This is a genomic window from Aquabacterium sp. J223 (genome assembly GCF_024666615.1).
Classification (GTDB): Bacteria; Pseudomonadota; Gammaproteobacteria; order Burkholderiales; family Burkholderiaceae_C; genus J223.
Window position 1 is genome coordinate 1,989,261 of the sequence record NZ_CP088297.1, and the last position, 22,999, is coordinate 2,012,259.

The window sequence follows — 22,999 nt, forward strand, 5'->3', positions numbered from 1 at the left end:
CCGGGTGGATCAGCCGGCGAGCTGCCGCGCGTGGTGCTGCAGGTGATCGGCCATGAAGGTGGCGATGAAGTAGTAGCCGTGGTCGTAGCCCGGGTGGCGGCGCAGCGTCAGCGGCTGGTCGACCGCGGCGCAGGCGGCTTCGAAGCGCTCGGGCTTCAATTGCTCGACCATGAACTTGTCGTCCAGCCCCTGGTCGATGAGGATGCCGGCGGGGTAGGGCGGCGCGGCCTGCGCCGCCATCAGCGCGCTGGCGTCGTGCATCGCCCAGGCGGCGCGGTCGTCGCCCAGGTAGCCGCTGAAGGCCTTGTGGCCCCACGGGCAGTCGGACGGCGCGGCGATCGGCGCGAAGGCCGACAGCGACTTGAAGCGCCCCGGGTGGCGCTGGGCCAGCACCAGCGCGCCATGCCCGCCCATCGAGTGGCCGAAGAGGCCGCAGCGCTGGCCGTCGACCGGGAAGCGGGCCTCGACCAGCGGCAGCAGCTCGCGCATCAGCCAGCTCTCCATGCGCCAGTGGCGCGACCACGGCTCGCGCACCGCGTCGAGGTAGAAGCCGGCGCCGACGCCGAAGTCCCAGGTCTCCGCCTCGCCCGGCAGGTTGGCGCCGCGCGGGCTGGTGTCCGGCGCCAGCAGCGCCAGGCCGAGTTCGGCCGCCAGGCGTTGGGCGCCGGCCTTGACCGGGAAGGTCTCCTCGGTGCACGTCAGGCCGGCCAGGTAGACCAGCAGCGGCACCCGCTGCCGGCCGTCGGCGGCCTGCGGCGGGAGGTACAGCGAGAAGCGCATCGGCAGGCCGATGGCCTGCGACGCATGGCGCCAGAACTGCTGCCGGCCGCCGAAGCAGCCGTGCTCGGATATCAGGTCCATGAGGGGGGTGACGGCGAGATGCGGTGGAAAGGCCGGCCCTGCGGCCAGCCGCCGGGCCCCATGTTAAGGTGGCTCAATGCCTTTGTCGGTCCCGGCGCCACCACTGTCCTGATGCTGCGCAGCACGGTGACCTTGCTGTGGCGGGCGCTGGCGCTGCTGGCCCTGCTGCTGGCCTTGGCGGGCGTCGTGCTGCCGGTGCTGCCCACCGTGCCCTTCGTGCTGGTGGCGGCCTGGGCCGGCGGCAAGGGCTGGCCGGCGCTGGAGCGCTGGCTGCTCGACCATGCGCACCTTGGGCCGCCGCTGCGCCGCTGGCGGGAGCGCGGGGCGGTGCCGCGCAAGGCCAAGTGGGCCGCGACCCTGGCCATGACCGGCAGCGCGGTGATGCTTCAGTTCCTGCCGCTGCCGCTGTGGCTCCAGGTCGCGGTGCCGGCGGTCATGGTCGTGGTCGGCGCCTGGATCTGGTGCCGGCCGGAGGCGTGACCGTCTAGGCGCCGGCCACCCACTGCCCGTCGACCAGCCGCTGGTTCGGACGGAAGCGGGCCTTGTAGGCCATCTTCGCGCTGTCGGCGATCCAGTAGCCGAGGTAGACGTGCGGCAGCCCGAGCGAACGTGTCTGCTCGATCTGCCACAGCACGCTGTAGGTGCCGTAGCTGGCCTGGCGGTCCTCGGTGTCGTAGAAGGTGTAGACCGCCGAGATGCCGTCGTTCAGCACGTCGACGATGGACACCATGCGCAGCGCGCCCGGGCTGCCGTCGGCCGTCGGTTCGCGGAACTCCACCAGCCGCGAGTTGACCCGGCTCTGCAGCAGGAACTGGGTGTACTGGTCGACGCTGTCGTGGTCCATGCCGCCGCCGGCATGGCGGCCCGCCTGGTAGCGCAGGTAGAGCTGGTAGTGCTCCGGCGCGAAGCCCAGGCGCAGCACCCGGGTCTGCAGGTGACCGTGCGCCTTCAGCGAGCGCCGCTGGCTGCGCGACGGCTGGAACGTGGCCACCGGGACCCGCAGCGGCACGCAGGCGCGGCAGCCGTCGCAGTACGGCCGGTAGGTGAACAGGCCGCTGCGGCGGAAGCCGTTGGCCACCAGGCCGGAATAGGCGTCGGCGTGGATCAGGTGGCTGGGGGTCGCCACCTGCGACCGCGCCAGCCGCCCCGGCAGGTAGCTGCAGGGGTAGGGCGCCGTCGCGTAGAACTGCAGCGAGGCGAGCGGTAGTTCCTTCGGGTGCGTCACGTCGGCGGGCGGCGGGTGGTGGAACCGGGGTCGGCCGGTCAGGCGGCGGTGGTGTGGCCTCCATCGGCAAGCGACAAGCCGAGCGCGGCCCAGTGCGATCGATGATAGGTCCAGTCCGTCACCCCGGGCGCCCCACGGGTCAGGGCCACATGGCGCTCGAAGTCGGCGCGGGACGTCTCGCGCGCGCCCAGCGAGGCCAGGTGCCGGGTGTTCTGCTGGCAGTCGACGAGCGCGATGCCGTGCACCCGGCAGAAGGCGACCAGCCCGGCCAGCGCGATCTTCGAGGCGTCGGTGCGCAGCGAGAACATCGATTCGCCGAAGAACATCCGGCCCAGCGACACCCCGTACAGCCCGCCGACGAGTTGCCCGTCGATCCAGGTCTCGAAGCTGTGCACCGCCCCGGCGCGGTGCCAGGCGACGTACGCGGCCATCATTTCGGGCACGATCCAGGTGCCGTCCTGGCCCTCGCGCGGCATGGCGGCGCAGGCGGCGATCACCCGGTCGAAGGCGCTGTCGATGCGCAGCCCGCAGCCCGGCGTGCGGACGAACTTCTGCAGCGTCTTGCGCAGCGAGCGCGACAGCTTGAAGTCGGCCACCGGCAGCACCATGCGCGGGTCGGGCGCCCACCACAGCACTGGCTGGCCGGGGCCGTACCAGGGGAAGACGCCGCGGCCGTAGGCCTCGGTGAGCCGGGCCAGGCTCAGCTCGCCGCCGGCGGCCAGCAGCCCGGGCGCTTCCGAGCCCGGGCCGAGGGCCTGCTCGCTCGGCGGCAGGGGTTGTCGCTCATGGACGATCCAGGCGATTTGCGCGGGCTGCATGCAGCGGACAGGGAGGAGGCGCCCGCGGAAACCGGGCGGAACACCGAGTGTCGCGCAGCCGCCCGCTCCGGCTGCGGCACCGGGGATGGGCCCCGCCGTGGCGCACCGGGCGCACCGCTTGCTTCAATGCGGTGCATACGAAGAACATCCCATGAGCGCCCTTCCCATCCCCCGTGCGGCCCGCCGCATCCTCGTCGTCGACGACGACCCCGGTGCCGCCGACGCCCTGGCCCACCTGCTGCACCTCGAACTGGCCTGTGATGTCCACACCGCCTACGACGGCGCCGAGGCGCTCGACAAGGCGGCCGAGCTGCGGCCGGACGTGGTCATCATGGACATCTCGATGCCGATGGTCGACGGCACCGAGGCCGCCCGGCTGCTGCAGCGGCTGTTCAGCGCCAACGGCCGGGAGCCGCGGCTGGTCGCCCTCACCGCCCTCGACACCGAGCGCGACAGGGCCCGCATCCGCGAGGCCGGCTTCCAGGCCCACCTGGTCAAGCCGGTCGAGCTCGACCGCCTGATCGACGTGCTGCGCTGACGGAGCGACCGGACCTTCCCCGGGTCATGGGGGCGGGCGGCGGCGGCCGTCCCCGGGCGGCTACGCTCGCCGTCCATGTCGCCCGCCCCCCACCTTCGCCGCCTGCTGCTGTGCGCCGCCGCCTGGGCCGGCGCCGCGGCCGCCCAGCCCCTGCCCGAACTGGCCCGGCTGGCGCTGGCCGCCGACCCCGCGGTGGCCGGCGCCGAGGCGCAGGCGCGCGCCGCCGAGCAGCGCCTGGTGCAGGCCCGGGCCGCCTTCGGTCCCACGCTCAACCTGACCGCCAACCAGTCCGAGACCGACTACAAGGAAGCGCCGGCGTTCGACAACCGGCCCTTCCGCGGCAAGCAACTGGTGCTGCAGCTGACCCAGCCGGTGCTGCGGCCGGCGCTGTTCTCCGGGCTGCGCAGCGCCGAGGCGCAGTACGAGCAGGCGAGGGCGCAGCACGAGCAGGCCCGGCTGGCCTCGCTGCAGCGTTTCATGGAGGCCTGCTTCGACCTGCTGAAGGCGCGCGACACCCTGCGCTTCGCCCGCGCCCAGCAGCTGTCGACCGGCGAGCAGATGGCCGCCGCGCAGCGCAAGTACCGGGTGGGCACCGCGCCGGTGACCGACGTGCGCGAGGCCGAGGCCAAGGCCGACGTCGTCGCCGCGCAGCTGGCCGCCGCCGAGCATGAGGTCCAGATGCGCCAGCAGGTGCTGGCCGAGCTGGTCGGCCGCCCGGTGGACGGGCTGCTTGTCCGCAGCCTGCAGGACGACCGGCTGCCGTCGCTGGAGCCCGCGGCGGCGGCGCGCTGGCTGGACGACGCGCTGGCCGCGAGTCCCCAGGTGGCGCAGGCGCGCCTGGCGCTGGACGCCGCGCTGGCCGAGGTCGACCGGGCGTCGCTGGGCCATGCGCCGACGCTGGACCTGACCGCCAGCCACACCCGCAACCGCGACACCGGCAGCATCAACATCCTCACGCCGCGCCGCTACGACGCCACGCAGGTGGGGGTGAACTTCAACCTGCCGCTCTTCGCCAGCGGGGCCACGCAGTCCAAGGTGCAGGAGGCCCTCGCCCTGCGCGACAAGGCCCAGGGCGAGCTGGACGCGGCGCGTCGCGGCGTCACCCTCGGCGTGCGGCAGCAGTGGTCGGCCGCGCTGTCGGCGATGGCGCAGGCGCAGGGCTACGCCACCGCGGTGCGCTCGGGCGAGCTGTCGCTGCAGGCCAACCGGCGCGGCTACGAGGTCGGCGTGCGGGTGGCGGCCGAGGTGCTCGACGCCCAGTCCAAGCTCTTCGAGTCGCAGCGCGAGATGACGCGTTCGCGCTACGACGCCTGGCTCGGCCTGGTGCGGCTGAAGGTGCTGGCCGGCCGGCTGGACGACACCGACCTGGCCCAGCTCGACGGGCTGCTCGTCGAGCGGCCGCTGCCCGCCGCCGCGCCCGGCCGCGCGCGCGAGGACGACCGCCAGCGACGCTGACGCCCGGTCGGTCGCCCGCCTCCCCCAAAGGTCGGAAGCCCCCCGAGGAGGGTAGCCGTCCGGCCATGCCTTTCAGGACACTGTGCCGCCTGTGACCAGGAGTGCAGATGAACGACGCGGCAAAGACCGAGGAACGGGAACCGACACGGTCGGCGACGGCGCATGAGGACGTGGTGGCGGCGGTGCGGGCCGCCCTGCGGCTGATGGGCCTGCCAGCCGAGGATTTCGAGCTGCGGCTCTTCCCGTCGGCCCACCTCGGCCCGATGAGCCAACCCGAGCGGGTGCTCAGCGTGCGCCGCCTGCCGTGCGGCGAACCGCGGTTGTTCCTCGTCGCCGACGACGTGCCCTGGCTGATCCAACTGGTGGGCGACCTCTGCGAGGGCCGGCTGTAGGACGGGCGGCGCCGCCGGCGGACCGCGCGAGGCATGATCGGCGGGCGGCCCCCTGCCGCGCCGCGACCAGGAGCCGTCCATGCCCGACCCGATCGTGATCGTCGCCGCCGCCCGCACCCCGATGGGCGGCCTGCTCGGCGAGCTGTCCGGCCTGCAGGCCTGGGAGCTGGGCGCGGTGGCCATCGAGGCCGCCGTGCGCCGCGCCGGCCTGCCGGGCGAACGGGTCGACGAAGTGCTGATGGGCAACTGCCTGATGGCCGGGCAGGGCCAGGCGCCGGCCCGTCAGGCGCTGCGGCGCGCCGGGCTGCCCGACTCGGCCGGCGCCGTCACGCTGAGCAAGATGTGCGGCTCCGGCATGCGCGCTCTGATGTTCGGCCACGACATGCTGTCCGCCGGCTCGGCCGACGTGGTGGTCGCCGGCGGGATGGAGAGCATGAGCAACGCGCCGCACCTGAGCGCGCTGCGGCGCGGCGTGCGCTACGGTGCCACCGCGCTGCTGGACCACATGGCGCACGACGGCCTGGAAGACGCCTACGACCGGCTGCCCGACGGCCGCGGCAAGTCGATGGGCCTCTTCGCGGAGGACTGCGCGGCCCGCTACGGCTTCACCCGCGAGGCGATGGACCGCTACGCCGTCGCGTCCACCGAACGCGCACGGCAGGCGCAGGCGGACGGTGCCTTCGACTGGGAGATGGCCCCGGTGTCGTTGCCGGCCGAACGCGGCGCGGCGCCGGCGGTGGTGGCCCGCGACGAGCAGCCGGCGAAGGCCCGGCCGGACCGCATCCACGGCCTGAAGCCGGCGTTCAAGGCCGACGGCACCATCACCGCGGCCACCTCGTCCAGCATTTCCGACGGTGCGGCGGCGCTGGTGTTGATGCGCCGGTCGGACGCCGAACGGCAGGGCATCCCGCCGCTGGCGCGCATCGTCGGCCATGCGGTGCATGCGCAGGCGCCGGCCTGGTTCAGCACCGCGCCGGCGGGGGCGGTTCGCACGCTGCTGCAGCGCTGCGGCTGGTCGGCCGGCGACGTGGCGCTGTGGGAGGTCAACGAGGCCTTCGCCGCGGTGGCGCTCGCCGCGATGGCCGACTTCGGCCTGCCGCACGACATCGTCAACGTGCACGGCGGCGCCTGCGCCCTCGGCCACCCGATCGGCGCCTCCGGCGCCCGCATCGTGGTCACGCTGCTCGGGGCCCTGCGCCGGCGCGGGCTGCGCCGCGGCGTGGCGACGCTGTGCATCGGCGGCGGCGAAGCCACCGCCATCGCCATCGAGCGCCTGTAGGCCTCGGGGAAAGGCGCGACGCACGGGCGAAGTGCCATCGCCCTACAGCGCGTTCGACGCCCGCCCGACAGCCAGGGCACGGTCGGATTCGAACAATGTGCCCATGTCCCACCCTCAGGAGACTTCCATGCACAAGCGTTCGAACACCCTGGTTCTCGGTCTGGTCGCCTCGGCCGCCTTCGTCCTCGCCGGCTGCGACGTGCAGAAGACGCAGGAGGGCAGCGTGCAGCTGCCGAAGTACGACGTCCAGAAGACGCAGGAGGGCAATGTCAACCTGCCCAAGTACGACGTCACCGCGCCGGATGTGACCGTCGAGAAGACCCAGAAGGAGGTCACGGTGCCGAAGGTGACCACCGAGAAGGAAACCATCACCGTGCCGAAGGTCGACATCAAGACCGGGCAGGAGAAGGCCGCGGAAGGCAACCGCTGATCGTCCGGCCCCTCAACCCACCGCCGTCAGGCTGGCGTTGCCGCCCGCCGCGGCGGTGTTGATGCTCACGGCGCGCTCCACCAGCAGCCGTTCCAGCGCGATGGCCCCATCGCCCGATCGCAGGCCTTGCAGGCCGGCGATCGGGCCGGGGCGTTCGGCCAGCTGCCGTTGGAGCGCGAGCAGCTCGGCGCGCTCGCCGTGGTGCATCGCGGCGTCGACGTTGGCGCCGAGCATGTCGGGCGCTCCGTGCAGGCGGATCTGGGTCCGCACCGGCGCCGGCAGCCGGTCGCGCAGCGGCCGGGCCGACGACGGCCACAGCGCGGTGCTGCCCACCGCCAGCACCGCCGCCAGCTGCAGCAGCCGGTCCGCGTCGGCCTCGGCATGGCAGAGCACCGCCCGCCGCGGCAGCAGCCGAAGCTCGTTGTGCTCACCCGTGGGGCCGGGCAGGACCCGCTTCAACCCGGCGCAGGACTCGGCGGCGAAGCGTTCGCAGGCGTCCGCCAACGCCGCGCGTCCCTGCGCCGTGGCCCAGCCCCGCAACGCCAGCAGCGGCGGCGGTGCGGGTGGGGCAGGTCGGTCGCCGCGCAGTGCGCGGGCCAGGCCCAGCGCGGGCCGGGCCGCGAGCAGCCGCGTCATGTACAGCGGCCCGCCGGCCTTCGGCCCGGTGCCCGACAGGCCCTCGCCGCCGAAGGGCTGCACCCCGACCACCGCGCCCACCATCGTGCGGTTGACGTAGACATTGCCCACCCGGGCGTTGTCCACCACCTGCCGCACGGTCTCGTCGATGCGGGTGTGCAGGCCGAGGGTGAGGCCGTGGCCGGTGGCGTGCAGAGAAGCGAGCAATGCCGGAAGCTCCCCGCGGCGCCAGCGCAGCACGTGCAGCACCGGGCCGAACACCTCTTCCGTCAGTTCGTCCAGCCGCTGCAGCTCGATCAGCGTGGGCGGCATGAAGGTGCCGTGGGCGCGTGCGTCGTCGGCTCCCCGCGGCGCCGGCTGGTGCACCGGTCGACCGCGCGACCGCATCGCCTCGACGTGGCGCTGCAGCCGGTCCAGGGCCTCGGTGTCGATGACCGGGCCGACGTCGCACGACAGGCGGTCCGGCGGGCCGACCTGCAGCTCGGCCATGGCGCCCTTGAGCAGGTCCAGCACCGGCTGCGCGATGTCCGCCTGCAGGCACAGCACCCGCAGCGCCGAGCAGCGCTGGCCGGCGCTGTCGAAGGCCGAGGCCAGCGCGTCGGCCACCACCTGCTCGGGCAGCGCGGAGGCGTCGACGATCATGGCGTTCTGCCCACCGGTCTCGGCGATCAGCGGCAGCGGCCGGCCCTCGTCGTCCAGCCGGTCGGCCAGTTGGCGGGCGATGCCCTTGGCCACCGCGGTGGAGCCGGTGAACAGCACGCCGCGCACGCCTTCATGGGCGACCAGCGCCCGCCCCACGCCGTCACCATCGCCCGGCAGCAGTTGCAGGGCGCCCTGCGGCACACCGGCGCAGTGCAGCAGGCGCACCGCCTCGGCGGCCACCAGCGGGGTCTGCTCGGCCGGCTTGGCGAGCACGGTGTTGCCCGCCGCCAGCGCCGCGGCCACCTGGCCGGTGAAGATGGCGAGCGGGAAGTTCCAGGGGCTGATGCAGGCCAGCGCGCCCAGCGGCCGGTGGCTGTGGTTGTCGAAATGCGCGCGCAGCTCGGCGGCGTCGTGGCGCAGGAAGTCCACCGCCTCGCGCACCTCGGCCAGCGCATTGGGCACGGTCTTGCCGGCCTCGCGCACCAGCAGCGCCATGAGGCGCGGTCGCTCGGCCTCGAACAGGTCGGCCGCGGTCTCCAGCCGGGCTGCGCGCTCGGTCGGCGGCAGCGCGCGCCAGGCCGGCCAGGCCTGCTGCGCGGCGCGCACCGCGGCGTCCACGTCGGCAGGGGTCGCGTCCTGCACCTGGCCGACGACGTCGCGGGTGTCGGCCGGGTTGTGCACCGGTCGTGGCGCCGTGTCCGCTGTCGGTGCGTTGTCCGCCAGCAGCGGCCCGGCACTGGAGGGCGTGGACGCCGCTTCCTGCAGTTCGGCCTGCAGCGTGCGCAGCACCGCGTCGCTGGCCAGGTCCAGCCCGCGGGCGTTGCGCCGCGCCGGCCCGTACAGCCGCGCCGGCAAGGGGATCGACGGGTGCGGGCGGCCGGCCTCGCCGCCCTCGTCGCGGGCCCGCGCCACCACCTCGGCCACCGGGTCGCGCACCAGCGCCGCCAGCGGCCGCCCGTGGTCGGCGACCTGGTGCACGAAGGAGGTGTTGGCGCCGTTCTCCAGCAGCCGCCGCACCAGGTAGGCGAGCAGCGTCTCGTGCGGGCCCACCGGGGCGTAGATGCGGCAGGGCCGGCCGAGGCCGCCCCTCGACACCGGCGGCACCACCCGCTCGTACAGCGGCTCGCCCATGCCGTGCAGGCACTGGAACTCGTACTGCCCCGGCGTCCAGGCGGCCGGGTCGGCCATCTGGTGGACGGCCGCCAGCGTCTGCGCGTTGTGGGTGGCGAACTGCGGGTAGACCGCGTCCGGCGCGGCCAGCAGGCGACGGGCGCAGGCGAGGTAGGCCACGTCGGTGTGGGCCTTGCGCGTGTACACCGGGTAGCCGTCCAGCCCGTCGACCTGCGCGCGCTTGACCTCGCTGTCCCAGTAGGCGCCCTTGACCAGCCGGACCATCAGCCGCCGGCCGCTGCGGCGCGCCAGCGCCACCAGGTGGTCGACGACGAAGGGCGCCCGCAGCTGGTAGGCCTGCACCACGACGCCCAGGCCCTGCCAGCCGGCCAGCGCCGGCTCGGCGCACAGCCGCTGCAGCAGGTCCAGCGACAGCAGCAGGCGGTCGGCTTCCTCGGCGTCGAGGTTGAGCCCGATGTCCTGCTGCCGCGCCTGCAGCACCAGGCCGAGCAGCCGGGGGTAGAGCTCGTCCATCACCCGTTCGCGCTGGGCCCTGCGGTAGCGCGGGTGCAGCGCCGACAGCTTGATCGAGATGCCCGGGCCGTCCCGCACGCCGCGGCCATGCGCCGAGGCGCCGATGGCGGCGATGGCCTGCGCGTAGGCGCGGCCGTAGCGCTCGGCGTCGGCGTGGGTCACGGCGGCCTCGCCCAGCATGTCGTAGGAATGGCGGAAGCCGCGGGCCTCCAGCGCCCGCGCCCGTGCCAGCGCCTCGTGGATGGTGCGGCCGGCGACGAACTGCTCGCCCATCAGCCGCACGGCCATGTCCACCCCCGCGCGCACCAGCGGCTCGCCGCCGCGCGCCAGCAGCCGACCGGCGACCGCCGCCAGGCCACCTTCGCGGGGCCCGAGCAGCTTGCCGGTGAACAGCAGCCCCCAGGCGGCGGCGTTGACGAAGGGCGAGGGGCTGCGCTGGAGGTGGTCCTCCCAGCGGCCGGCGCCGAGCTTGTCGCGGATCAGCGCGTCGCGGGTGGCCGCGTCGGGGATGCGCAGCAGCGCCTCGGCCAGGCACATCAGGGCCACGCCCTCGTCGGAGGACAGCGAGTACCGCTGCAGCAGGCCCTGCACCCAGGCGGCGCGGCCGAAGCCGGTCGGGCGCTCGCGCAGGGCGGCGGCCAGCCGCAGGGCCAGCGCCTGCGCCTCGCGCGAGGCGGCCTCGGGCAGGCGGGCGGCGTCGAGCAGCGCGGCCACCGCCTCGGGCTCGGTCAGCCGGGCCGCGTCATCGATGGCCTCGCGGGTGTCGTCGTGCGGCGCCTCGGAGCGGCCTGCAAAGGCGCTGAAGGGGTCGGCCGGCGGCTCCTGAGCGGGGGAGGAGGGGTGCATCGCGGACGAGGATGCCGCAAGCCGTGTGCCGCCGTCGCCGGGCCAGGGTCGGCCCCTGGCGGCCCCCCGGCTCAGTGCAGCTTGCGGCCGCGGCCCGCCTGCCCGCCGGCCAGGTCCTTGCCCTCCACGCCGGCGAACAGCCGCGCCGCGCGCACCTTGATGTCGAGCAGCTCGTTCGGCGTCACGCTGTACTTGCCCGAGAAGCGCTCGACCTGCACCGAGAACTCGACGTCCTTGCCGTCGTTGCTCAGGGTGCCGCTGGTGAAGGCGTAGTCCTCGCGGCTGGCCGGCAGGCCCTGCGCGGCCACGTCGTAGTCGACGTAGCGCACGTCGCGGATCTCGCCGCTGGCCAGGTCCAGCGAGCCGGTCGAGCTGACGATCTCGTCGTCCAGCTCGTCGGTCAGGGTGATGGGGACGGTGAGGTTCACGGTGCAGTCCTGTGGCGCATGTCGGTCTCCCGGGCCGGGCGACCGTGAAAGAAAATGCCCCGGCTGCGTCAGCAACCAGGGCATCTCGTGTGTTGGCTCCCCGACCTGGGCTCGAACCAGGGACTGCGGATTAACAGTCCGGTGGCCGGCCGAGGGATAAAGCATTGTCGCTGCTCGCAATTCTAGCCGACGCCGTCTGATATTTCCGGTCGTTGGTGCGTGGCTAACCCCTTGATTGGTATGGCCTGCGGCTCGTATTTCAGACAGCCGAGGCGACCCAATTCGGGGCCACCGCGCCGCGCCAGCGGCTCTTGACGTAGATCTCCGTGGTGCGCACCGACTCGTGGCCGCACAGCACCTGGATCTCCTCCAGCGGCACGCCCGACTGCCACATGTCGATGGCGCCCTTGCCCTTCATGTCGTAGAAGCCCCATGGCGCCATCGCGGCAAGCGGCCCGCCTGCGGCCGTGTGCTCGCGCCGCACGTCGGCCTGGCGGCGCTTCAGCATCGCGCACAGCCCGTCGTAGCTGTAGGCCTTGCCGTCGCGGCGGTGTACCAGCGTCAGGCCGGTGACGTTGGCCCGCGCGATGCGGGCGACGATCTCGTCGGGGCTCAGGCTGTCGTTGCGGTAGGGCATGAGCCACTGTATTGGCAATGGCGGGGTCGAAGCGCCGCCCCAACCCGGCTCTACAGCGCGCGCTCAACCGCGGCTGCCCGGCGCTACACTAGCTTGACGACCACCAAGGAAAGCGGAGCAGAGATGGCCCTCTCGAACGAAATGCGCCGATTGCAAAACAAGTGGGCGACCGGTCAGGGATGGCCAAAGAGGCTGGAGTGGATAGAACTATCTGGAGTTCGAGGCTGGGTTGGGCAGCGGGTCGACTTTGGCTTCCCTATCGTGGCCCTCGTTGGAGAGAACGGTTCTGGAAAGAGTACGGTTTTGCAATCGTCAGCGTCTGTCTATAAGTCGAACACCAAATTAAGTGAATCTTTTGCTTCAGACTTCTTTCCGGACACGCCTTTTGAGACCATTTCAGGAGTAACGCTCCGGTTTTCTTACAGGGAGGGCGCGAACTCACAGACGAAAACAATTCGAAAGCCATCCGATCGATGGCGCGGAAATCCGGAGCGCCCGGAACGGCCGGTAATTTACGTCGACCTAAGCCGCATTCAACCTGTAGGCGCCCGAGTTGGATTCTTGAAATTGCTGAAGGCCGGCGTTACAGAGCACTCTCACGATCCCTTCGATCCAGATCGTCTTCAACGATTATCCTATATTGTTGGAAAAAAATATGCGAACGCTGGCATTTCGAGCACAAACGTCGACGAGAAGCGCCGTGTGCCAGTGCTGACTCTCGGTGATTCACGGTACTCCGGATTCCATCAAGGAGCTGGAGAAATTGCTGCCGCGGAATTGCTCGCTCAGCCCTTCCCGAAGTACAGCCTTGTTCTCATAGACGAGATCGAGACGTCGCTCCATCCTCGTGCGCAGCGGCGTCTTGTTAGAGATTTGGCTCGAATTGCCCGAGAGAATGAGCTCCAGATTGTTCTGACGACTCACTCTCCCTATGTTCTAGAAGAGCTGCCGCCCGAGGGCCGAATCTATTTGATGGAGGGGCATGCTGGGAAGAGCGTAGTTACTGGCGTCAGTCCGGATTTCGCCATGACACGCATGGATGAAGAGCAGCACCCCGAGTGCGATTTGTATGTGGAGGATCCTCGGGCGGGACTACTGGTGAGAGAGGCGCTCATCAAAGTTGATAAGGACTTGCTCGACCGAGTGCAAATAATTCCTTATGGGAGCGCGCAGGTCGGTATTGCATTAGGCATGATGCGGCATCAAAACCGTTTCCCTCGCCCTTCCGTAGTGTTCTTGGATGGAGATCAAGACTCCGCGCATGGGTGTGACGTCTTGCCGGGCAATGATGCGCCTGAAGTGGTTATCTTTGAAGCACTAAGACCACTAAATTGGTCGGGGGTTGCAGAGCGAATCGGTCGGGATGTCTCTATGACCATTGATGAGTTGAATGCCGCGATGACGCTTGCAAATCATCATGATTGGGTAAAGGCGGCCGCGAGTAAGCTTTATGTCGGTGGCGACATCTTGTGGCAAGCACTTTGTGCGACGTGGTGCACAACTGCTTCCCCAGAAGCTCTGGCTCGAATCACTGACCCTGTACGTGAAGCGTTGTCTGGCTCGCCCTAGCAATGGCTTCGGGGCGATCGCACCAAACGCTTAGCCAGTGCGAGCAGAAGCCCCGCTGACCTGCTGGCCGGCATCGAACCGATGCTGCTGTCGGAGGTGCGCGAGCCCTTCGACGACCCGGCCTGGACATTCGAGCTGAAGTTCGACGGCTGGCGCCTGCTGGCGGCGGTTGCCGGTGATCAGGTGGAGCTACGTACTCGCAACGGGGCGAGCGCCACCCGCTGGTTCCCGGAGGTGGCCACGAACCTGGCCGGCTTGGCGGGCGGCCCGCACGTCCTCGACGGTGAGGTGTGCGTGTTGGACGACCTGGGGCGATCGGACTTCGATCGACTGCAGGACCGCGCGCGCCGCCGCGGCTGGAAGCCCGGCTTCGACCCGGTCGTCTTCTGCTGCCTTCGACGTGCTGGTGCACAACGGCCGTGACGTGCGGACGGCGCCGCTGGTCGAGCGCCAGGCCGCCCTCGCCGCGCTGCTCGAGGCGCCGCGGCTGTCGGTGATGCGAGTGACCGGGTTTGTGGGGCAGGGCGTCTGGCTCTTCGAGCAGGCCAAGGCGCTGGAGTTGGAGGGCATCGTCGCCAAGCGTCTGGCGTCGCCCTACGCCGGAGGCCGGTCGCTGGACTGGCTCAAGATTAAGCGGCCGGGCGCGGTGCCGCCAGAGCGGTTCAAACGCAGCTGAGCCGCAGACTCTGCCCTAGTTCCGGGCTTCCACGCCTATGTGCGGCTTGGACCATGTTGATCTACTGCATCGGCCGGAAGCTGCCTTCCTAATTCCGCATTTATGGCTTCATCTTGAGAACGTCAAGTTTCTCATGGGATGCGCTAGGTAATGAACGAAGCCAATCGCGCCCTCATTACGGTGATGAGCTCTATCATTGTTGGCAGCCGGAAAATCTCCACCAGTATAGATTCCCACTAACCATGCTTGCTGACTCGGTAAAAGCAAAAAAACAGGAGAGCCGGACATTCCTTTCGCGCAAACCCCATCAGTTACGATGTGCGTCATCGTGCGGCTTGCTGCGACGGTACGGGTTAGCACAACCGGCACAGGCTCTTCGTCACCGTTAATGCTATACCCATAGGGGTAGCCGGCAACTGAGAGGTTGGTCCCGATGTTAAAGAACCTTGCGTCAATGATGTTGTCCGAGCCGCAAATAAGCGGGTATATGGGCTCGTGTTCCTTCGGGACTGGGATGCGCGCAATGTCGAAATTATCTGGCTTGCGCACCTTCCAGTTGTCCGTATCCACAATTAATTCACCGCCCGCCTGTTGTTCCCACAGCGGCATTCCGCTTTCATCGTACAGGGGGAGGGTGAATGAGGTCATCCCCTTCATGTGATATAGACTGGATCCTGGCCGACCGGATGCTTTTAAATATTCCGCTCTGACAGCCAATCTCTTTTTCGGGTCGGGGGGAATTCTGGTGTTGGCCACGCAAATCCCGATAGGACGTGCCAAGCGGTGTAGATATAAAGAGTTCCTCTATCGCGTAAAAAGAAACCTGTGGCAGGAATTGTAGAGCCGCCCCCATCTAGCACCAAGGCGAGTCGAATGACCCCGTACGGCACGCCACTAAAACTGAGTGGATTTCGACCTTTTTGTTGCGCCAAAATTGCCTCGAGGTTAACGGGTATCCAGTAGTCGGGCTTTTGCCACTGCGCCTTCGATCCTAAACCTACCTGCTTCGACTAAAAGATGTGGGCGGAGGCGGTGCTGGCTGAGCGGTTCGAGCGCTGCCGCGGACCTACTTGAGTAGGAAGGCGTCAGCCGCGTCCAGCAACTCGGCGTAGTAGGCCAGTCCGCATTCAGCCAGCGCCACCGGTCTACCATGGAACGGTTGCCCTAGGTGACTAGTAGGAATCGGGTAAGACTTTCCTCGGTTGGTCACGGGAAGCAGGCCCAGCGAGGGGCTGGTCACCTCCACCTTCAAGTTCTCGGCTACACCGCTGACGGTGCCATCCTTGTGCACGATCACCTCGCTCATGTAGGCGGGCTTCTGCGGGTCAGCCGCCGCCATGGTGATGCTGCCTGGCACGCGCGACGTGATGTCAGCAATGGTGTGTTCTTGGGCGTCTCGCGCCCGGCGGAGATATGCAAGAAGTGGGTCGGTCTCCCGCGCTTTGCGGTACTTGGCGGCCCAACCGTTCCACTTCGGGCTCCGGCCGTAGTGCGCCTCTGCCTTGAACCAACAGCGCTCCAGATCCTGCAAGAAGCTCTTCCAGTGGTGCTCTGCATCCTCGAGCGTCGGCGCGGTGGCGAAGGCCTCGACGTGGGCCTTGGCGCGGGCAAGGTGCTCCTTTGGCTTGTTTGAGGGCTGCATCTACCCACCCCGACATCAGACACCTGTCTGATATTCCCCGGTCCAGAACGGACCAAGGGGCTAGGCTTGTGGCCTAACCCCTTGATTTATATGGCTCCCCGACCTGGGCTCGAACCAGGGACCTGCGGATTAACAGTCCGTCGCTCTACCGACTGAGCTATCGGGGAATCGAAACTGGCGGCGCCCTGTTCCTCGCGGTGAAGGCGCGGTGACGAGGCTCGCGAAGACCGCATTGCCCTGCCCAACCAATTTTCGAAAAGCCGCGACTCTACCACGCCCGCGAAGCGCCGCGCAGGCGCTACCCTCGCGGCCACGCATGAACCTCAAGCAGCTGGAGTACTTCGTCCACGTCGCCGAGCTCGGCAGCTTCAGCAAGGCGGCGCTGGTGCTGGGCATCGCGCAGCCGGCGCTGTCGCGGCAGGTGCGGGCGCTGGAGGTGGACCTGCGCGAGACGCTGCTGCTGCGCAACGGCCGCGGGGTGGAGCTGACCGAGCCCGGCCGCCGCCTGCTGGAGCACGGCGTGGCGATCCTGCAGCAGATGGCGCGGGCGCGGGAGGACATTGTCAGCGGCCGCGACGAGCCGGCCGGCGCCATCGTCATCGGCCTGCCGCCCAGCATCGGCCGCCAGCTCACGCTGCCGCTGATCGACGCCGTGCGACGCCGGCTGCCGAGGGCGCGCCTGTCGGTGGTCGAAGGCCTGTCGGCGCACATCACCGAGTGGATCCTGACCGGCCGGGTCGACCTGGGCCTGGTGCACAACCCCGGGCCGGAGCCGGCGCTGGAGACGACGCCGGTGCTGGCCGAGGACCTGTGCCTCATCACCCGGCGGGAGGACGAGGTCGAGCGCCACGCCCGGCGCCGCCCGCTCAAGCTGCGCGAGCTGCCGGGGCGGCCGCTCATCGTGCCCGAGCGCAGCCACACCATGCGCAAGCTGCTGGAGGCGCAGGCGGCGCTGGCCGGCATCAAGCTCGAGGTGGCGTGGGAGGTGTCGAGCATCCCGTCGATCATCGACCTGGTCTGCGCCGGCTACGGCAACGCGGTGCTGTCGGCCAGCGCGGTCAACGCCTCGGGCCGGGCCGCCGAGCTGGCCGTGCGGCCGCTGGTCGAGCCGCGCCTGACCAGCGTGCTGTGCCTGGCCGCCTCGGCGACGAGGCGGGCGACCCCGCTGCAGCGCCAGGCGGCGCAGCTGCTGACCGAACTGGTGGCGGCGCTGCCGGCGGACGACGGTCGCCTGCCGGGCGCCAGCCGCGGGCCTCATGCCAAGGCGAGATAGCTGCTAGTGGTCGGCGCTGCTTTTGCGGCATGGCACTAACACCCATAATCGGCGGCTGACCCTGGTGGCGGGATCCGGTCCCGCCGCGGCTGCCCGATCTGCGAAGGACCCCGCATGAGCCTGATCATCGACATCCACGGCCACTACACCACCGCGCCCAAGGCGCTGGAGAACTGGCGCAACCAGCAGATCGCGGGCATCCAGGACCCGGCGGCCAAGCCCAAGGTGGCCGACCTGAAGATCAGCGACGACGAGCTGCGGGAGTCGATCGAGCTCAACCAGCTGGCGAAGATGAAGGAGCGCGGCAGCGACATCACCATCTTCAGCCCGCGCGCCAGCTTCATGGCCCACCACATCGGCGACTTCGAGGTCAGCTCGACCTGGGCCGCCATCTGCAACGAGCTGTGCTTCCGCGTCAGCCAGCTCTTCCCCGACCACTTCATCCCGGCGGCCATGCTGCCGCAGTCGCCCGGCGTCGACCCGAAGACCTGCATCCCCGAGCTGGTGAAGTGCGTGGAGCAGTACGGCAACGTGGCCATCAACCTGAACCCCGACCCGTCCGGCGGCCACTGGACCAGCCCGCCGCTGACCGACCGTCACTGGTACCCCATCTACGAAAAGATGGTCGAGTACGACATCCCGGCGATGGTGCACGTCAGCACCAGCTGCAACGCCTGCTTCCACACCACCGGCGCGCACTACATCAACGCCGACACCACCGCGGTGATGCAGCTGATCCAGGGCGAGCTGTTCAAGGACTTCCCGACGCTGAAGTTCATCATCCCGCACGGCGGCGGCGCCGCGCCCTACCACTGGGGCCGCTACCGCGGGCTGGCGCAGGAGCTGAAGAAGCCGCTGCTGACCGAGCACCTGCTGAAGAACGTGTTCTTCGACACCTGCGTCTACCACCAGCCGGGCATCGACCTGCTGACCACGGTGATCCCGGTGGACAACATCCTCTTCGCCAGCGAGATGATCGGCGCGGTGCGCGGCATCGACCCGGAGACGGGCGCCTACTACGACGACACCAAGCGCTACATCGAGGCCTCGAAGATCCTCTCGGCCGAGGACAAGCACAAGGTCTACGAGGCCAACGCGCGCCGCGTCTACCCGCGTCTGGATGCCGCCCTCAAGGCCAAGGGCAAGTAACCAAGGAGCCAGCACATGTACGAACTGGGCGTCGTCTACCGCAACATCACCCGCGCCGACCGCGCGACCACCGACCGGCTGGCCGCCCTCGGCTCCGCCACCGTGCACGAGGCCATGGGCCGCGTCGGCCTGCTCAAGCCCTACATGCGGCCGATCTACACCGGCGCGCAGGTCTCCGGCACCGCGGTCACCGTGCTGCTGCACCCGGGGGACAACTGGATGATGCACGTCGTCGCCGAGCAGATCCAACCGGGCGACATCGTCGTGGCGGCCATCACCGCCGAGTGCACCGACGGCTACTTCGGCGACCTGCTGGCCACCAGCTTCCAGGCCCGCGGCGCGCGCGCGCTGGTCATCGACGCCGGCGTGCGCGACGTGAAGACGCTGACCGAGATGCAGTTCCCGGTCTGGTCCAAGGCCATCAGCAGCAAGGGCACCATCAAGGCGACGCTGGGCTCGGTGAACATTCCGGTGGTGTGTGCCGGCATGTGGGTGACGCCGGGCGACGTCATCGTCGCCGACGACGACGGCGTGGTCTGCGTGCCGCGCGCCATGGCCGAGAAGACGCTGGAGGCCGCACTGGCGCGCGAGGCCAACGAAGGCGCCAAGCGCGAACAGCTCGCCGCCGGCACGCTGGGCCTGGACATGTACAAGATGCGCGAGCCGCTGGCCAAGGCGGGCCTCAAGTACATCGACTGACATCGCCATGAGCGCGACCCCGCAGCAATGGCAGGTCGGTCTCGTCGGCTACGGCGAGGTGGGGCGCATCCTGGCCGAGGACCTGCGGGCGCAGGCCGTGGCGGTGCGCGCCTTCGACCTGAAGCTGCTCGACGACCGCGCGCCGCCCCTGCGCGACCATGCGGCGGCGCATGGCGTGGTGCTGGCCGCGTCCCATCGCGAACTGGCCGAGGGCTGCGACCTCATCGTCTCCGCCGTCACCGCCAGCCAGGCGGTGACCGTGGCCGAGGCCTGCGCGCCCGCCGTGAAACGCGGCGCCTTCTTACTCGACTTCAACTCCGCCTCGCCCGGCGCCAAGCAGCGCGCGGCGGCCGCGGTCAACGCGGCCGGCGGTCGTTACGTCGAGGGCGCGGTGATGACCTCGATCCCGCCCTACCGCATCAAGGTGCCGCTGCTGCTGGGCGGGCCCGACGCGGCGGCGCTGGAGCCGCTGGTCAACGCCCTCGGCTTCGCCGCCAAGGTCAGCAGCGACCGGCTGGGGGTCGCCTCGGCCACCAAAATGTGCCGCAGCGTGATGATCAAGGGCCTGGAGGCGATGGTCATCGAGAGCTTCACCACCGCCCGGCACTATGGCGTCGAGGACGCTGTGATCGCCTCGCTGCACGAGACCTTCCCCGGCATCGACTGGGAGAAGCAGGCGGCCTACTTCTTCCAGCGCGTGATCGAGCATGGCCGGCGCCGCAGCGAGGAGGTGCGCGAGGTGGCGCAGACGGTGCGCGAGGCGGGGCTGGAGCCCTGGTCCGCCGCCGGCACCGCCGAGCGCCAGGCCTGGGTCGCCGACCTGGCCGACGGCGGTTTGTTCGGCGTCAAGGGAACGCCTTCATTCGCCCGCAGCGCCGACTGGCGCACCGAGGCCGACCGCATCCTCTCGTTTGTGAAGCACAAGGACTGACCTCCCATGAGCAACGGCAAGCCCGCGACGGGCAACCACACCAAGACCGCCGGCTGGTTGGACTGGTACACCGGCCCGAGCAAGCCGGCCTTCCAACTGCCCGCGGGCGCGGTGGACGCCCATTGCCACGTCTTCGGGCCTGGCGCCCAGTTCCCCTATGCGCCGGAGCGCAAGTACACCCCCTGCGACGCCAGCAAGGAGCAGCTGTTCGCCCTGCGCGACCACCTCGGCTTCTCCCGCAACGTCATCGTGCAGGCCACCTGCCACGGCGCCGACAACCGGGCGCTGATCGATGCCTGCCAGGCGTCGGGCGGCAAGGCGCGCGGCGTGGCCACGGTGAAGCGCTCGGTCGGCGACGACGAACTGCAGGCCCTGCACGCCGCCGGTGTGCGCGGCGTGCGCTTCAACTTCGTCAAGCGGCTGGTCGACTTCACGCCGAAGGACGAGCTGATGGAGATCGCCGGGCGCATCTCCAAGCTCGGCTGGCACGTGGTCATCTACTTCGAGGCGGTGGACCTGCCCGAGCTGTGGGACTTCTTCACCGCGCTGCCCACCACCGTCGTGGTCGACCACATGGGCCGGCCGGACGTGAGCAAGCCGGTGGACGGGCCGGAGTTCGAACTCTTCCTGAAGTTCATGCGCGAGCATGGCAACGTGTGGAGCAAGGTCAGCTGCCCCGAACGGCTGTCGGTGGCCGGTCCGCCGGCGCTGAACGGCGAGCGCAACGCCTACCGGGACGTCGTGCCCTTCGCCCGCCGCATCGTCGACACCTTCCCCGATCGTGTGCTGTGGGGAACCGATTGGCCGCATCCGAACCTGAAGGATCACATGCCCGACGACGGGCTGCTGGTCGACTTCATCCCCCACATCGCCACCACCCCCGAGCTGCAGAAGAAGCTGCTGGTCGACAACCCGATGCGCCTGTACTGGCCAGAGGAGGTCTGACATGTCCCTGAAGAAAGACTATCTCGACGTTCCCGGCACCACCATCTTCGACGCGGAGCAGTCCCGCAAGGGCTACTGGTTGAACCAGTTCTGCATGTCGCTGATGACGGCGGAGAACCGCGCCCGCTTCAAGGCGAACGAGCGCGCCTACCTCGACGAGTGGCAGATGACCGAGGCGCAGAAGCAGGCCGTGCTCGACCGCGACCTCAACCGCTGCATCGAGCTCGGCGGCAACATCTACTTCCTCGCCAAGATCGGTGCCACCGACGGCCGGAGCTTCCAGCAGATGGCGGGCTCGATGACCGGCATGACCGAAGAGGAGTACCGCGACATGATGATCAAGGGTGGCCGTTCCGCGAACGGCAACCGGGTGCTCGGCGAGGACGGCGACGCCCAGCCGCACCGCCAGCCACAGGGCCTCGCCGGCCGGAAGGAACAGGCTTGACCATGGCCAAGATCACCGCCTCCGTCTTCACCTCGCACGTGCCGGCCATCGGCGCGGCGCTCGACCTCGGCAAGACCGGCGAGCCGTACTGGCAGCCGCTGTTCGCCGGCTACGAGCCGTCCAAGCGCTGGATCAAGGAGAACCCGCCCGACGTGGTGTTCCTGGTCTTCAACGACCACGCCACCGCCTTCAGCCTGGACTTCATCCCGACCTTCGCCATCGGCACGGCGGCCGAGTTCCAACCCGCCGACGAGGGCTGGGGACCGCGGCCGGTGCCCAAGGTGTACGGCCATCCCGAGCTGGCGTCGCACATCGCCCAGTCGGTGATCCAGGACGACTTCGACCTCACCATCGTCAACAAGATGGACGTCGACCACGGCCTGACGGTGCCGCTGTCGCTGCTGTTCGGCCAGCCCGACGCCTGGCCCTGCAAGGTCATCCCCTTCGCGGTCAACGTGGTGCAGTACCCGGTGCCGTCGGGCCAGCGCTGCTTCAACCTGGGCAAGGCCATCCGCAAGGCGATCGACAGCTACGACGAGCCGCTGAACGTGCAGATCTGGGGCACCGGCGGCATGAGCCACCAGCTGCAGGGTCCGCGCGCCGGCCTGATCAACAAGGACTGGGACAACCGCTTCCTCGACCGACTGATCGCCGAACCGGCCGAGCTGGCCAAGGTGCCGCACATCGAGTACGTGCGCGAGGCCGGCTCCGAGGGCATCGAACTGGTGATGTGGCTGATCGCCCGCGGCGCGATGGCCGATGTGGCGGGCGGGCCGAAGCCCACCGTCAAGCACCGCTTCTTCCACGTCCCCGCGTCCAACACCGCGGTGGGCCACCTGGTACTGGAGAACAACGCATGACCATCAAAGTCGCCCTCGCCGGCGCCGGTGCCTTCGGCATGAAGCACCTCGACGGCATCAAGAACATTCCCGACGTCGAGGTGATCTCGCTGGTCGGCCGCGAGCTGGACAAGACGAAGGAAGTCGCCGACAAGTACGGCATCGGCCACGTCACCACCGACCTGGCCGATTCGCTGGCGATCAAGGAGGTCGACGCCGTCATCCTCTGCACCCCCGACGCAGATGCACGCCAGCCAGGCCATCGCCTGCCTGGAGGCCGGCAAGCACGTGCAGGTGGAGATCCCGATGGCCGACAGCCTGAAGGACGCCCAGGCGGTGGTGGCGACGCAGAAGCAGACGGGCAAGGTGGCCATGTGCGGCCACACCCGCCGCTTCAACCCGAGCCACCAGTACGTGCACAAGAAGATCGCCGCCGGCGAGTTCCACATCCAGCAGATGGACGTGCAGACCTACTTCTTCCGCCGCACCAACATGAACGCGCTGGGCCAGCCGCGCAGCTGGACCGACCACCTGCTGTGGCACCACGCGGCGCACACGGTGGACCTGTTCGCCTACCAGTGCGGCAGCCCCATCGTGAAGGCCAACGGGGTGCAGGGGCCGATCCATCCGACGCTCGGCATCGCGATGGACATGAGCATCCAGCTCAAGGCCGCCAACGGCGCCATCTGCACGCTGAGCCTGTCGTTCAACAACGACGGCCCGCTCGGCACCTTCTTCCGCTACATCGGCGACACCGCGACCTACATCGCCCGCTACGACGACCTGTACACCGGCAAGGAAGAGAAGATCGACGTCTCCAAGGTCGACGTGTCGATGAACGGCATCGAGCTGCAGGACCGCGAGTTCTTCGCCGCCATCCGCGAAGGCCGCGAGCCCAACGCCAGTGTCGCCAAGGTGCTGCCCTGCTACCAGGTGCTGCACGACCTGGAGCAGCAGTTCGACGCCGCCTGACCGGCCCGCTGTCCCGTCGCCTGCGGCC

At 69.6% G+C, this 22,999-nt stretch carries 24 protein-coding genes, 1 tRNA gene and 1 pseudogene; 17 read left to right on the forward strand and 9 right to left on the reverse strand.

Going from position 1 to position 22,999, the window contains the following annotated elements:
- Nucleotides 1-9: 9 nt before the first annotated feature.
- Nucleotides 10-861, reverse strand: a complete 852-nt coding sequence (gene fghA, locus LRS07_RS09585) for an S-formylglutathione hydrolase (RefSeq protein WP_260501694.1) — start codon at nt 859-861, stop codon at nt 10-12.
- Between the two features lie 111 nt (nt 862-972).
- Between fghA and LRS07_RS09590 the strand changes: the two genes are divergently transcribed.
- Nucleotides 973-1,341 carry a YbaN family protein gene (locus LRS07_RS09590; protein WP_260501695.1) on the forward strand — a complete coding sequence of 123 codons (369 nt, stop codon included), beginning with the start codon at nt 973-975 and terminating at the stop codon, nt 1,339-1,341.
- A 4-nt stretch (nt 1,342-1,345) separates the two neighbouring features.
- Here the strand turns inward: LRS07_RS09590 and LRS07_RS09595 are convergent, their stop codons facing one another.
- Both LRS07_RS09595 and aat read right to left on the reverse strand, forming a co-directional pair.
- On the reverse strand, nt 1,346-2,086 hold the full coding sequence (locus tag LRS07_RS09595; RefSeq protein WP_260501696.1) for an arginyltransferase: 741 nt from the start codon (nt 2,084-2,086) through the stop codon (nt 1,346-1,348).
- A gap of 38 nt (nt 2,087-2,124) precedes the next feature.
- Nucleotides 2,125-2,904: a leucyl/phenylalanyl-tRNA--protein transferase gene (gene aat, locus LRS07_RS09600; RefSeq protein ID WP_260501697.1), complete on the reverse strand. Its 780-nt coding sequence runs from the start codon at nt 2,902-2,904 to the stop codon at nt 2,125-2,127.
- 151 nt (nt 2,905-3,055) lie between these two features.
- Here aat and LRS07_RS09605 point away from each other — a divergent pair, with 151 nt between their 5' ends.
- The 5 genes from LRS07_RS09605 (at nt 3,056) to LRS07_RS09625 (ending at nt 6,998) form a co-directional block, all read left to right on the forward strand.
- On the forward strand, nt 3,056-3,442 hold the full coding sequence (locus tag LRS07_RS09605) for a response regulator (RefSeq protein WP_260501698.1): 387 nt from the start codon (nt 3,056-3,058) through the stop codon (nt 3,440-3,442).
- A gap of 75 nt (nt 3,443-3,517) precedes the next feature.
- Nucleotides 3,518-4,897, forward strand: coding sequence for a TolC family outer membrane protein (locus LRS07_RS09610; protein ID WP_260501699.1), 1,380 nt, complete (start codon nt 3,518-3,520; stop codon nt 4,895-4,897).
- A gap of 107 nt (nt 4,898-5,004) precedes the next feature.
- A complete protein-coding gene (locus LRS07_RS09615) occupies nt 5,005-5,289 on the forward strand; it encodes a hypothetical protein (RefSeq protein WP_260501700.1) in 285 nt (94 codons plus the stop codon).
- A 79-nt stretch (nt 5,290-5,368) separates the two neighbouring features.
- Nucleotides 5,369-6,568, forward strand: a complete 1,200-nt coding sequence (locus LRS07_RS09620; RefSeq protein ID WP_260501701.1) for an acetyl-CoA C-acyltransferase — start codon at nt 5,369-5,371, stop codon at nt 6,566-6,568.
- A gap of 127 nt (nt 6,569-6,695) precedes the next feature.
- Entirely contained in the window at nt 6,696-6,998 is a 303-nt protein-coding gene (locus LRS07_RS09625; protein ID WP_260501702.1) for a hypothetical protein, read from the forward strand.
- Between the two features lie 12 nt (nt 6,999-7,010).
- On the opposite strand, the gene putA is transcribed toward LRS07_RS09625, so the two are convergent.
- From putA to LRS07_RS09640, 3 genes are all read right to left on the reverse strand, one after another.
- Nucleotides 7,011-10,766 carry a trifunctional transcriptional regulator/proline dehydrogenase/L-glutamate gamma-semialdehyde dehydrogenase gene (putA, locus tag LRS07_RS09630; protein ID WP_260501703.1) on the reverse strand — a complete coding sequence of 1,252 codons (3,756 nt, stop codon included), beginning with the start codon at nt 10,764-10,766 and terminating at the stop codon, nt 7,011-7,013.
- 71 nt (nt 10,767-10,837) lie between these two features.
- Nucleotides 10,838-11,194 carry a hypothetical protein gene (locus LRS07_RS09635; protein ID WP_260501704.1) on the reverse strand — a complete coding sequence of 119 codons (357 nt, stop codon included), beginning with the start codon at nt 11,192-11,194 and terminating at the stop codon, nt 10,838-10,840.
- Nucleotides 11,195-11,453: 259 nt separating this feature from the next.
- Nucleotides 11,454-11,831: a site-specific integrase gene (locus tag LRS07_RS09640; protein ID WP_260501705.1), complete on the reverse strand. Its 378-nt coding sequence runs from the start codon at nt 11,829-11,831 to the stop codon at nt 11,454-11,456.
- A gap of 93 nt (nt 11,832-11,924) precedes the next feature.
- Between LRS07_RS09640 and LRS07_RS09645 the strand changes: the two genes are divergently transcribed.
- From LRS07_RS09645 to LRS07_RS09655, 3 genes are all read left to right on the forward strand, one after another.
- Nucleotides 11,925-13,400 carry an ATP-dependent nuclease gene (locus LRS07_RS09645; protein WP_260501706.1) on the forward strand — a complete coding sequence of 492 codons (1,476 nt, stop codon included), beginning with the start codon at nt 11,925-11,927 and terminating at the stop codon, nt 13,398-13,400.
- Between the two features lie 81 nt (nt 13,401-13,481).
- Nucleotides 13,482-13,823 carry an ATP-dependent DNA ligase gene (locus LRS07_RS09650; protein ID WP_260501707.1) on the forward strand — a complete coding sequence of 114 codons (342 nt, stop codon included), beginning with the start codon at nt 13,482-13,484 and terminating at the stop codon, nt 13,821-13,823.
- Nucleotides 13,801-14,076, forward strand: coding sequence for an ATP-dependent DNA ligase (locus LRS07_RS09655; RefSeq protein ID WP_260501708.1), 276 nt, complete (start codon nt 13,801-13,803; stop codon nt 14,074-14,076). Before LRS07_RS09650 ends, LRS07_RS09655 begins: the two co-directional genes overlap by 23 nt.
- A gap of 108 nt (nt 14,077-14,184) precedes the next feature.
- Here LRS07_RS09655 and LRS07_RS09660 read toward each other — a convergent pair whose 3' ends face one another.
- The 3 genes from LRS07_RS09660 to LRS07_RS09670 all read right to left on the reverse strand — a co-directional run bounded on the left by LRS07_RS09660 (nt 14,185) and on the right by LRS07_RS09670 (nt 15,885).
- Entirely contained in the window at nt 14,185-14,724 is a 540-nt protein-coding gene (locus LRS07_RS09660; protein ID WP_260501709.1) for a S1 family serine peptidase, read from the reverse strand.
- A gap of 418 nt (nt 14,725-15,142) precedes the next feature.
- The gene (locus LRS07_RS09665) at nt 15,143-15,718 is read right to left on the reverse strand and encodes a hypothetical protein (RefSeq protein ID WP_260501710.1); all 576 of its coding nucleotides are present in this window, start codon (nt 15,716-15,718) and stop codon (nt 15,143-15,145) included.
- A 91-nt stretch (nt 15,719-15,809) separates the two neighbouring features.
- Nucleotides 15,810-15,885 (reverse strand) — tRNA-Asn (locus tag LRS07_RS09670).
- A 149-nt stretch (nt 15,886-16,034) separates the two neighbouring features.
- On the opposite strand from LRS07_RS09670, the gene LRS07_RS09675 reads away from it, so the two are divergent.
- The 8 genes and pseudogenes from LRS07_RS09675 to LRS07_RS09710 all read left to right on the forward strand — a co-directional run bounded on the left by LRS07_RS09675 (nt 16,035) and on the right by LRS07_RS09710 (nt 22,971).
- Nucleotides 16,035-16,991: a LysR family transcriptional regulator gene (locus LRS07_RS09675; RefSeq protein ID WP_260501711.1), complete on the forward strand. Its 957-nt coding sequence runs from the start codon at nt 16,035-16,037 to the stop codon at nt 16,989-16,991.
- A gap of 114 nt (nt 16,992-17,105) precedes the next feature.
- Complete coding sequence (locus LRS07_RS09680) at nt 17,106-18,140, forward strand: amidohydrolase family protein (protein ID WP_260501712.1); 1,035 nt, start codon at nt 17,106-17,108, stop codon at nt 18,138-18,140.
- A gap of 15 nt (nt 18,141-18,155) precedes the next feature.
- A complete protein-coding gene (ligK, locus tag LRS07_RS09685) occupies nt 18,156-18,839 on the forward strand; it encodes a 4-carboxy-4-hydroxy-2-oxoadipate aldolase/oxaloacetate decarboxylase (RefSeq protein ID WP_260501713.1) in 684 nt (227 codons plus the stop codon).
- A 7-nt stretch (nt 18,840-18,846) separates the two neighbouring features.
- Complete coding sequence (locus tag LRS07_RS09690) at nt 18,847-19,770, forward strand: NAD(P)-dependent oxidoreductase (protein WP_260501714.1); 924 nt, start codon at nt 18,847-18,849, stop codon at nt 19,768-19,770.
- A 6-nt stretch (nt 19,771-19,776) separates the two neighbouring features.
- Nucleotides 19,777-20,715 carry an amidohydrolase family protein gene (locus tag LRS07_RS09695; RefSeq protein ID WP_260501715.1) on the forward strand — a complete coding sequence of 313 codons (939 nt, stop codon included), beginning with the start codon at nt 19,777-19,779 and terminating at the stop codon, nt 20,713-20,715.
- A 1-nt stretch (nt 20,716) separates the two neighbouring features.
- The gene (ligA, locus tag LRS07_RS09700) at nt 20,717-21,160 is read left to right on the forward strand and encodes a protocatechuate 4,5-dioxygenase subunit alpha (RefSeq protein WP_260501716.1); all 444 of its coding nucleotides are present in this window, start codon (nt 20,717-20,719) and stop codon (nt 21,158-21,160) included.
- Nucleotides 21,161-21,162: 2 nt separating this feature from the next.
- On the forward strand, nt 21,163-22,020 hold the full coding sequence (locus tag LRS07_RS09705) for a class III extradiol dioxygenase subunit beta (RefSeq protein ID WP_260501717.1): 858 nt from the start codon (nt 21,163-21,165) through the stop codon (nt 22,018-22,020).
- Nucleotides 22,017-22,971: pseudogene (locus LRS07_RS09710) on the forward strand (Gfo/Idh/MocA family oxidoreductase). Before LRS07_RS09705 ends, LRS07_RS09710 begins: the two are co-directional and overlap by 4 nt.
- Nucleotides 22,972-22,999 lie beyond the last annotated feature (28 nt).

What these genes read in the sequence shown, in the direction of transcription:
- aat (WP_260501697.1), bottom strand. Translation starts at nt 2,904, where the DNA reads ATGCAGCCCGCGCAAATCGCCTGGATCGTCCATGAGCGACAACCCCTG.
- LRS07_RS09660 (WP_260501709.1), bottom strand. Translation starts at nt 14,724, where the DNA reads ATGACCTCATTCACCCTCCCCCTGTACGATGAAAGCGGAATGCCGCTG.
- putA (WP_260501703.1), bottom strand. Translation starts at nt 10,766, where the DNA reads ATGCACCCCTCCTCCCCCGCTCAGGAGCCGCCGGCCGACCCCTTCAGC.
- LRS07_RS09680 (WP_260501712.1), top strand. Translation starts at nt 17,106, where the DNA reads ATGAGCCTGATCATCGACATCCACGGCCACTACACCACCGCGCCCAAG.
- ligA (WP_260501716.1), top strand. Translation starts at nt 20,717, where the DNA reads ATGTCCCTGAAGAAAGACTATCTCGACGTTCCCGGCACCACCATCTTC.
- ligK (WP_260501713.1), top strand. Translation starts at nt 18,156, where the DNA reads ATGTACGAACTGGGCGTCGTCTACCGCAACATCACCCGCGCCGACCGC.
- LRS07_RS09610 (WP_260501699.1), top strand. Translation starts at nt 3,518, where the DNA reads ATGTCGCCCGCCCCCCACCTTCGCCGCCTGCTGCTGTGCGCCGCCGCC.
- LRS07_RS09605 (WP_260501698.1), top strand. Translation starts at nt 3,056, where the DNA reads ATGAGCGCCCTTCCCATCCCCCGTGCGGCCCGCCGCATCCTCGTCGTC.
- LRS07_RS09590 (WP_260501695.1), top strand. Translation starts at nt 973, where the DNA reads ATGCTGCGCAGCACGGTGACCTTGCTGTGGCGGGCGCTGGCGCTGCTG.
- LRS07_RS09665 (WP_260501710.1), bottom strand. Translation starts at nt 15,718, where the DNA reads ATGCAGCCCTCAAACAAGCCAAAGGAGCACCTTGCCCGCGCCAAGGCC.
- LRS07_RS09615 (WP_260501700.1), top strand. Translation starts at nt 5,005, where the DNA reads ATGAACGACGCGGCAAAGACCGAGGAACGGGAACCGACACGGTCGGCG.
- LRS07_RS09690 (WP_260501714.1), top strand. Translation starts at nt 18,847, where the DNA reads ATGAGCGCGACCCCGCAGCAATGGCAGGTCGGTCTCGTCGGCTACGGC.
- LRS07_RS09640 (WP_260501705.1), bottom strand. Translation starts at nt 11,831, where the DNA reads ATGCCCTACCGCAACGACAGCCTGAGCCCCGACGAGATCGTCGCCCGC.
- LRS07_RS09625 (WP_260501702.1), top strand. Translation starts at nt 6,696, where the DNA reads ATGCACAAGCGTTCGAACACCCTGGTTCTCGGTCTGGTCGCCTCGGCC.
- LRS07_RS09620 (WP_260501701.1), top strand. Translation starts at nt 5,369, where the DNA reads ATGCCCGACCCGATCGTGATCGTCGCCGCCGCCCGCACCCCGATGGGC.
- LRS07_RS09705 (WP_260501717.1), top strand. Translation starts at nt 21,163, where the DNA reads ATGGCCAAGATCACCGCCTCCGTCTTCACCTCGCACGTGCCGGCCATC.
- LRS07_RS09675 (WP_260501711.1), top strand. Translation starts at nt 16,035, where the DNA reads ATGAACCTCAAGCAGCTGGAGTACTTCGTCCACGTCGCCGAGCTCGGC.
- LRS07_RS09695 (WP_260501715.1), top strand. Translation starts at nt 19,777, where the DNA reads ATGAGCAACGGCAAGCCCGCGACGGGCAACCACACCAAGACCGCCGGC.
- fghA (WP_260501694.1), bottom strand. Translation starts at nt 861, where the DNA reads ATGGACCTGATATCCGAGCACGGCTGCTTCGGCGGCCGGCAGCAGTTC.
- LRS07_RS09650 (WP_260501707.1), top strand. Translation starts at nt 13,482, where the DNA reads ATGCTGCTGTCGGAGGTGCGCGAGCCCTTCGACGACCCGGCCTGGACA.